General features: G+C 37.0%; 7 protein-coding genes and 1 tRNA gene. 3 read left to right on the top strand and 5 right to left on the bottom strand.

Annotation, left to right across the window (positions count from 1 at the left end; all coding sequences use genetic code 11):
- Both ISP71_06985 and ISP71_06980 read right to left on the bottom strand, forming a co-directional pair.
- Positions 1-3,394, bottom strand: a 3,394-nt coding sequence (locus ISP71_06985; protein ID MBL6663829.1) for a hypothetical protein, incomplete at its 3' end; no start/stop codon positions are given.
- 168 nt (positions 3,395-3,562) lie between these two features.
- A tRNA-Leu gene (locus ISP71_06980) sits at positions 3,563-3,644 on the bottom strand.
- A gap of 121 nt (positions 3,645-3,765) precedes the next feature.
- Between ISP71_06980 and ISP71_06975 the strand changes: the two genes are divergently transcribed.
- Genes ISP71_06975 through ISP71_06965 form a run of 3 tightly spaced genes read left to right on the top strand, consistent with a single transcriptional unit; the run spans position 3,766 to position 6,362 of the window.
- Positions 3,766-4,671: a flavin reductase family protein gene (locus ISP71_06975; GenBank protein ID MBL6663828.1), complete on the top strand. Its 906-nt coding sequence runs from the start codon at positions 3,766-3,768 to the stop codon at positions 4,669-4,671.
- Positions 4,668-5,027, top strand: coding sequence for a DUF3127 domain-containing protein (locus ISP71_06970; protein ID MBL6663827.1), 360 nt, complete (start codon positions 4,668-4,670; stop codon positions 5,025-5,027). Before ISP71_06975 ends, ISP71_06970 begins: the two co-directional genes overlap by 4 nt.
- A 3-nt stretch (positions 5,028-5,030) precedes the next feature.
- Entirely contained in the window at positions 5,031-6,362 is a 1,332-nt protein-coding gene (locus ISP71_06965) for a short-chain fatty acid transporter (protein MBL6663826.1), read from the top strand.
- Here ISP71_06965 and ISP71_06960 read toward each other — a convergent pair.
- Genes ISP71_06960 through ISP71_06950 form a run of 3 tightly spaced genes read right to left on the bottom strand, consistent with a single transcriptional unit; the run spans position 6,359 to position 9,437 of the window.
- On the bottom strand, positions 6,359-7,432 hold the full coding sequence (locus ISP71_06960) for an ABC transporter permease (protein ID MBL6663825.1): 1,074 nt from the start codon (positions 7,430-7,432) through the stop codon (positions 6,359-6,361). The two genes, ISP71_06965 and ISP71_06960, sit on opposite strands and share 4 nt — an antisense overlap.
- On the bottom strand, positions 7,405-8,469 hold the full coding sequence (locus ISP71_06955; GenBank protein ID MBL6663824.1) for a glycosyltransferase: 1,065 nt from the start codon (positions 8,467-8,469) through the stop codon (positions 7,405-7,407). The genes ISP71_06960 and ISP71_06955 overlap by 28 nt, the downstream gene beginning before the upstream one ends.
- Positions 8,466-9,437 (bottom strand): flippase-like domain-containing protein, encoded by a 972-nt coding sequence (locus tag ISP71_06950; GenBank protein MBL6663823.1) that lies wholly within the window; start codon positions 9,435-9,437, stop codon positions 8,466-8,468. Before ISP71_06950 ends, ISP71_06955 begins: the two co-directional genes overlap by 4 nt.
- Between the last annotated feature and the right edge of the window lie 49 nt (positions 9,438-9,486).

Below are 9,486 nucleotides of genomic sequence, written 5' to 3'. Positions count from 1 at the left end.
CCCAAGATGCATCAGGCGCATCGGCACTTAAAGTCACCCAATTAGCCTCCGTAGAAGCCGATAAGTTCTCTAAGTTAGCACAAGCATCTAGTGTGGTGTATTGTGAACTTGCCGACCAAGGCGACTGACAGTTTATAGAACCATCTTCGTTTAGTACTCTCGCTCTCATTGACCACTCGTAAGTAGTCCCTGGCTCCATAAAGTAACGTGTTCTAGACGTTCCATTAAAGGGGTTGGTATTGACAGGTCCTGCCGTCATTACTGTCCACGAAGAAGTCCCCACTTCACGGTAACGAATCATATAATGTGATGGTGCAGCATTAGGCTCAGACCAATTGAACACTACCCTATTATGAATGATATCATCGACCAATAAGCCTGTTGGCGTAATGTCACAAGGGTTTTCAGCATATTGGCAAGAACCGTCATCAAAAGCAGCCTCAGGATTGTAATTTGTAGCGTTTTCATCGGTACAACCAGCTATATCAATGATCAATACATAAATTGAAAATTCAGCTTCAACAGTACAGTCTAATGTCATGTCCGTTACAGCTACAATATAATCACCAGCAGACAAGGCAAATGGATTTTGTTGAATACCATTTAAATCAAATACATTGATATCGTAATTGTTAGTTCCATTAATTCCTGTTGCAATAATATTTCCATCAGAAGCACCATAAGAGCTGACGTCCTGAGTGCTCAAGATAGAAACTTGAAGTTCACCACAATAGTTACAACTGCCATCATCTTCGATAGCTCCTGGGTTGTAATTATCTGCTAAAGGGTCAGTACAGCCCGAAGTTATTGTGGTATAGCAATCGTTACATTCGCCAAAACAAACGACAGGCAAATCAATTATTTGCCCACATTCGGCAGTAAAATAAAAATTAGGAGAATCATCGCCAGTTTCAGGATTTGTTCCTAAAGCACAATCATCTGGAGCATAACCGATTAGTCCCCAACCAGACCAAGCGTCAGCAGCTCCAGATAAAGCATGTACATATTCATATAATCCCGGCTCAGATAATTCTAATGAGCCCGAATAAATACCGTCCATATCATCGTCAGTAAGTGTTACCCCCCAAGAGCCCCAATATTGACTAGAATCTCCGAAAGTATCCCAACTACCATTTATCATTACATTATCATAATCCTCGCTAACTACACCACTTGCATCAACATTGAAGTTAATCACTGCTGGTTCTTCACAAAGCACACACGAGCCATCATCAATGGTAGCAAAAGGGTCATAATTACCTGCAGCCTCATCGGTACAGCCTAAGCCACCACCAATACACTCTGAACATTCACCAAAACAAATGGTTGGCAAATCAATGACTTGACCACATTGAGCGTCAAAATAATAATTGGGCGCATCATCACCATTTTCAGGGTTTATTCCTAAAGCACAATCATCAGGGGCAAAACCAATAATTCCCCATCCAGAATAACCATCTGCAGGGCCACTTAAGGCATGCACATATTCATAAAAGCCTGGCTCTAAGGTTAAAGAACCGGTATAAACACCGTCCATATTGTCATCTGCAAGAGTAACACCCCATGCTCCCCAATACTGATTAGAGTCGCCAAAAGCATCCCAACTTCCATTGATTAAAACATTATCATAGCCTGCAGAAATAAGGTAACTAGCATCAACACTAAAATTAATTGTAGCAAGTTCTTGACAAGCAACACATGAACCGTCATCAATTATGGCGTCAGGATTGTAATTAGAGGCTGTTTCATCTGTACAACCAAATACATTGAGAGAAGAACATTCGCCAGCAAACCAATTGACAACACCACTATTTTCAGCATAACAAGAATTGGAATAAGTCACATTATTACACCCACAAACAGGCTCGTAAATCTCAAAACAAAACGCATTGGGGTCAATGAGGTTAGGGTCTATACAAAACTCGCAAGAACCATCATCCAAGTTAGCCTCCGGATTATAATTGACCGCCGTAGCATCGGTACAACCTGAAATATTTGGAGTAATAGAAATATCGCAAGTATCGTTTGCATTTATTGTCATATTATTTTGACTCAACTGCCAATTTCCACCAAAAGACTGCTTACTCCATAACACATTAATATCTACGGTATTGACATCAGAATTCCATGTCATTGTATTACTAAATACGCCATTATTTGAAGATAATTCTCCAAGAGCATATCCAGCAGTAGAACTGTAAATAATCAAATCATCTATAGGGTCAGCATCGGCCGATTCAACTTGGATAATAATTGAGTTTGGACCATTATTGCCAATAGACAAAAATACCGATGATGCTACTTCAATATTATTCGCAAAGTGATAAATTTGAGTATCACAATATGGTGAAGCTTGAGCTTCATACTCGCAACTACCATCTTCTGTAGTCGCTTCTGCATTATAGTTAGAAGCAACAGGGTCAGTACAACCTAAAACAACTGTTGAAGTAGTAATATCGCAAGTATCGTTTACATTTATTGCAACGTTACTTTGAGACCACATCCAATTACCTCCAAAAGATTGCTTACTCCATAATATATTAATATCTACTAAACTGACATCAGAATTCCATGTCATGGTGTTAGTTAATACACCATTACTTGAACTCATTACTCCTAGTGTGTATCCACCAGTTGCACTATTGATGACTAAATCATCTACAGGATCAGCATCAGCAGATTCCACTTGAATAATAATTGAGTTTGCACCGTTGTTACCTACAGAAATAAATATAGAAGATGCGACTTCAACAGGATTCATAAAGTGATAGATTTGAGTATCACAGTAAGGAGATTCTCCATCAACTAAAAACTCACAACTACCATCATCTTCTGAAGCTGCTGGATTGTAGTTCATAGCTGATTCATCAGTACAACCTGAAATAATTGGACATGTGCCATCGGTCTCGCAAGTTTCGAAACAATGTAATAAAGTCGTGTCTGAATTGATAGCAGGTAAAATTCTATCGTTCCAGTTAGCCGCATCAGCACAAGGAAGACCAGCTATATTTTCTTTAGCGCCCCAGTCGCCGCCATTATTTGGGCTATTTAGCAAGGTGTAGTTGCCAGTTGCGCCATTGCTAATGTAAGTTACGCCTGTCCAAATGCCATCGCCATCATCATCAGATAATGGTAATGCCATAGCGTCACCAAACATACCACCGCCTATATACATACCGTTAGGGCCTACTATTATGTTAGCAGTATTTACAGAAAATGTGACATTAAAGCCTTCTGGCTCTGGATTATTAAGAGAAGGATCTATGTAGTCTAGCGAATTAATCTCATTTACAACAACAGATGCAGAAATTGGCTCAGAAAAAGTGTTAGATTCTGATTTAGATAAACCAACAAATGGCATCAAAACAATCAACAAAGTATATAGTGGTTTCATAATACAATAATTAGTAAAGTGTCAAATCTACACTTTTTAATATTAAATCAAAATTACATATGTTAATTTCTAATAAAATCAACCTTATTTTTAGAGTATTTACATAAAATAAAACTTTGGAAAGCTGGGACTAAAAAAAAAGCAACTCCAGTTGGAGTTGCTTTAGTGTGCGGATGAAGGGAGTCGAACCCCCACGCCTCGCGGCACTAGATCCTAAGTCTAGCGTGTCTACCAATTCCACCACATCCGCAGCAAAATGGATTGCAAATATATAGTTTTTAGTCAATTTTACTTAAAAAATATTTATTCTATATCCTGCCTTAATTTTACAGTCAAAATATTACTTTTGTTAAGAATCATTTTTAACCTTTATGTTACACATACAACCTAAAGATATTCCTGTTGGCGAATTACACCAATACCTTTTGGGTGCAGTTGGTCCTCGCCCTATTGCACTAGCAAGTACGCTGGATCAGTATGGTAATCCTAACCTTAGCCCCTTTAGTTTTTTCAATGTGTTTAGTGCTAACCCTCCTATTGCTATTTTTTCTCCAGCACGACGAGTACGCAACAACACGACTAAGCATACTTTGGAAAATGTGTTAGATAATAAAGAAGTCGTTATCAATGTAGTGTCTTATGACATTGTGCAACAGACTTCACTTTCAAGTACAGAATATGAATCTGGTGTCAACGAATTTATTAAATCTGGTCTGACACCACTTGCTTCTGAATTAGTAAAGCCATTTAGAGTGAAAGAATCACCTGTTCAAATGGAATGTGTCGTTAATGAGGTTATCTCATTAGGACAAGAAGGAGGAGCTGGAAATTTGGTCATTTGTGAAATCAAGATGTTGCACATCAACGATAACATACTAAACGATATGGGTGCTATTGACCCTAATAAAATTGATTTAGTAGGTCGAATGGGTGGCAATTGGTATTGCCGTTCATCACAAGATGCACTGTTTGAAGTAGAGAAGCCTATACGTAACTTAGGAATTGGTATTGATAAAATTCCATCTCGAATTAGAAACAGCTATATTCTTACAGGAAACGACTTAGGTATGTTGGGTAATATGGAATCTATACCAAGTTTAGAAGAAGTAGAAAAATATAAAGAAGAAAATTATACTATAAAAGAAATACTAAATTTTAGTGCTAAAGATGAAGAAGCCAGAGAAGCTTTGCATTATCGTGCTAAAGAATTATTAAAAAAAGGCCGCATAAGTGAGGCTTGGAAAACATTATTGATAGATAAATTAAATAGAACATGAGTTTAGCAATTACAGGAAAATTAGTCAAAGCATTAGATGTAGAAAGTGGCACAAGTAAAGCAGGAAAAGAATGGAAAAAACAATCTTTTGTTATTGATACTGGCGCACAATACAATCCAGAAGTATGTTTCAGTCTTTTTGGCGAGGATAAAATCGCTATGATAGATGGCATTCAGCCTGGTACTGAAATAGAAGTTTCTTTCAATCTTTCTTCTAGAGAGTACAATGGTAAATATTATCACAATATCGATGCTTGGAGAATCAACAGAGCAGCAGCGGCCGTTGTAGAAGACGTCGCTATGCCTCAAGCACCATTAGAAGCTTCTGACGCTGAAGAAGACGACCTACCATTCTAAAAGATGTCTGCTCGGCTAATCCGTGTATTTAAGGCTTTACTACCTGCACCGTTTACAATAGCAGTAGTACTTACTTTAGTCACTTTTGTTTTAGCCTATTTTCTAAGTCCAAATCAAGAAACACCTTTATCACTACTCAATTATTGGGAAAAAGGATTGTGGAACTCTCCCCTTTTAGTTTTTGCAGTGCAAATGATGCTGATGCTCGTGCTGGGTCATGTTTTAGCACTTACTAAAACAATAAGTCATTGGATAGATAAAGCCACACTATTTTGTAGTAATACGGCTCAGGCTGCAGCTTGGGTTACTTTACTGACTTTATTAGTTAGCTTTTTCAATTGGGGATTGGGCTTGGTGTTTGGTGCTATCTTTGCTCGAAAAGTAGGAGAACATGCCACTAAAAATAATATCCCACTGAACTATCCACTTATTGGTGCGGCTGGATATTCTGGCTTAATGGTTTGGCATGGTGGTATATCTGGTTCTGCACCTATCAAAATTGCTGAGAAAGGTCATTTTTTGGAAGAAAAGATGGGCGTTATTTCTCAATCCGAAACTATTTTTTCTAGTATGAATATTAGCATTAGTCTAGTGTTACTGATAGTCTTACCGTGTCTAATGTATCTGCTCGGTAAAAAAAGCGAGTCTAAAATCATCCAATTAAGCTCAGTACCTATTGAAGATGAACATCAAGAAATACAAGGTGCTGAACGCCTAGACCATTCTAACATTCTAGCCTATGTCTTTGGAGGTATTATAATCTTGTACTGCCTATACAAAGCCCTAATTTTACCACATCAACTGTCCCTTTCTTTTATTACTCCAAACTTCATCAATCTGTTTTTGTTGGGCTTAGGCATACTGTTGCACAAGAATTTTAATCACTTTCTAAAAGGTGTTAATCAAGCTATTGGTGGAGCGAGTGGAATCCTCATACAGTTTCCTTTATATTTTGGTATTATGAGCATTATGAATAGTTCAGGTTTAGTTGGTGTATTTTCCGATTTCTTTGTCAGTATATCCAACGCTACCACCTTCCCGATCTTTGCCTTTATAAGCGCAGGAATAGTTAATGTTTTTGTTCCTAGCGGAGGTGGTCAGTGGGGAGTGCAAGGACCCATTATTATTGAAGCCGCTAGTCAGCTCAATGTACCCTATTGGAAAGCCGTAATGGCACTAGCTTATGGCGACCAACTCACTAATATGTTACAACCGTTTTGGGCATTGCCATTGCTAGGGATTACAGGCTTAAAAGCAAAAGATATTTTACCTTACAGTTTACTTTTATTATTGGTTGGGGGCTTAATATTTGTACTTGGTCTTTTACTGTTCTAATGACGAACATCAAGAGCATCTCTTAGGGCATTACCCACCAAAACAAAAGACAACACCAAATACATAATAGCTAAACCTGGAAAAATAGCTAAGTATGATTTTCCCATTACGATATAGGCATAATGGTCTTTTATCATTGTTCCCCAAGATGGCATAGGGGGCTGTGCACCAATACCTAAAAAGCTGAGTCCCGATTCTATGAGTATAGCAGAAGCAAAATTAGCAGCCGAGATGACAATTACTGCGCCCATCACATTGGGCAATATGTGCTTAAAGATTATCCTAAAATGTCCAAAGCCTAAGGATTGAGCCGCTTCTACGTATTCTTTCTCTCTGATACTCAAGACCTCACCCCTAACTATACGAGCTACCTCCACCCACATAGTCAGTCCGACAGCTACAAAGACTTGCCAAAAGCCTTTGCCTAAGGCTAAAGAAATAGCTATAACCATCAATAAAGTAGGAATGGACCAGACAACATTGACTAACCACATTATAACGGCATCTACCTTGCCTCTAAAATAAGCCGCCATAGCTCCTAAGGTTATGCCAATCACTAAAGAGATTAAAACTGCAATAAAACCTACCGACAGACTTACTCGAGTACCACATAAAATACGACTTAGCAAATCTCTACCAAAAGAATCTGTACCAAGGATATAGTTGCGTTTTATTAGGCTATAATCCTCACTCTCTAATACTTGTTCATAATTGGTTCCAAAAGCAGTATAGTACAATATACCATTCACTTCCTTAAATTCAGAAATAGGAATTTCCTTGTAAGGATTTTCTTGACCAAAAATCATTTTTTCAAAAAAACCAATTTGCTCTACATCATCTTTAGCTAATAAAATAATATCAACTTCAAAGCCAGGTGATTGCTTGGAAAGTTCCAAGTGCATTTGGTTGGCATAAGGTGTAGAATCAGGAAAAATATGATACCCAAAAATACTTACCACAACTGCTAAAATAATAGCACACAAAGCCGTAACTCCCAAAAGGTCTTTTTTAAATTTAGACCAAGCTATTTGAGATAAACTATTCATCGTTGGTGTTTTCTTTCTTTCCATTCAAAGGAACTAAACTGTGAGCTGACTGCTACCCAAACAATATAAAAAGGATACAAAAAAGCCATAAACCAATAGTAAGATAAGTATTTTTCATAAAAGAAAAATCGAGACAAGGACTTGACAAAAAGATAGTCAACAATGAGTTTAGTGAAGAATACAACTAAAAACAAATTAAATTTAGCCGAAAACAAAAGCAATATCAGTGCTAAATTGATTAGAAAAACCACAGCACTTATCCACTGGGCAGTAGCATCTGTATAAGACGAGCTTTTGGCTGCCCAACGTTTTCTCTGGTTGAAAAAGGCTTTTAGACTTGCCTTGGGGCTTGTAAACACTATAGCTGATTGCTCCTTAACAAAGACAATTTTAGCTCTAGATTTTTTTACGTGATGCAATAGAAAAACATCATCACCAGAGGCTATGTGTCCTTTAGTATCTGCAAAAATGGATTTACGAAAAGCCATGTTAGCCCCATTGCACATAAAGGCTTTGTTTGCGCCAATTGCTCCAGCACCTGAACCAATCAAACTCATAAATTCTATAGCTTGAAACTTATCAAATACTGTATTTAAATTGGTGTAAGATACAGGGCCAGAAACTAAGTGGATACTATCATCGCTAAAGGGTGCTATCATCTGTTTCACCCAATTAGAAGACAAACGGCAATCGGCATCGGTTGTCAAAATAATATCGTATTGAGCTACGGCTACACCACTACTGATAGCCGCTTTCTTGCCTTCTTCTTTGGAACGCAATACCTTTAAAGGTAAATTGGACTGCTTGAGTATGTCATAGGAATTGTCGTCAGAAAAATCGTCAACTAATATGAACTCCAAACAGTCAGATGAATAGTCTTGTTTGGATAAGTCTTCTAACAAAAAAGGAATGTTTTCTTCTTCATTTCTTAGAGCTATAACAACAGATACCTTAGTACTGACATCGCTTTCGAAAGGCTCTAGATTATGCCAACCTTTATAAAAAAGATAAATTTGATAGGAGTAAATCAAAACAATGAAAATCAGTAGCACTTCCATCATTTTCTAAAAAATTTGAGTTGATAGACAAAGAAGACGCCAATTATTGCAGGTACTACCAAGTTAATAATCCATAATGCAAAAGACGCCGTCATTATCCCTATGGCATTTGATGACAAGAAACCAAAGAAATAAATAGCTACCGAACCACGAACACCAAGTTCCGTTAAAGCGATAGTTGGTATGATAGACATACTTAAAAAAGTGAGGGCACTCATTGTCAAAGACTGCAAAAGGTTGATTTCAATATTGACAAACCTTATAAGTAAATAGAATTGAAAAGAATACACACCATACCTAAGCATACTCAAAAACAAAACCTTTGAAATATCTTTTAATGAAAACAAAGAAAATACTGGAGCGTAAGATTTATATTTTTCTAAAAACTTCCATTTAGAAAATAGTGATGATAATTGCGAAACATTGTACAATAAATACATTATAACCGTAAGCACCACAACAGATAATACAAGCAAGATGTAAATACCGTAATCACTTTTTGTAAATAATAAATAGGTGTATTGTGAGCTAAAAAAAAGAAATGCTAAAACTCCAAATATGATGGTTGTCACTAATTGAGTGATGTTTCCAAAAATAGTAACCAAAACGGCTTTTATTCTATCGGCCTGCTGCAAACAAAATACACGACCACCAAACTCACCTACCCTATTGGGTGTGAAAATGGATACCGTTATTCCTAAAAAAACAGCTTTTAAAGCCAACCAAAAAGAAACTTTCTCCAACTTAGATACTAAAAATTGCCACTTAATAGCATCTATTGACCAATTGACAAACATTAGAAAAAAAACTACTACTAGCTCAATGTAACTCCCCTCGCTTAGAATAGATAAAAACTGAGTTTTAACTTCCGAATAACTTTCATTAGAAAAGACTTTTTGATACAAAAACCATACGGCTAAGCAAACTATACTTAGCTTTATAAAAGCACTTATTTTTTTACTACTTTGCATCGGCAACAATAATACGAAATTGAAAAGTAAAACAGACCGAATTATTTTA

Source organism: Flavobacteriales bacterium (genome assembly GCA_016779995.1).
Lineage (GTDB): Bacteria > Bacteroidota > Bacteroidia > Flavobacteriales > UBA7312 > UBA8444.
Note: the sequence above shows the minus strand (reverse complement) of the source record. Positions and strands in the feature narration are given on the sequence as shown.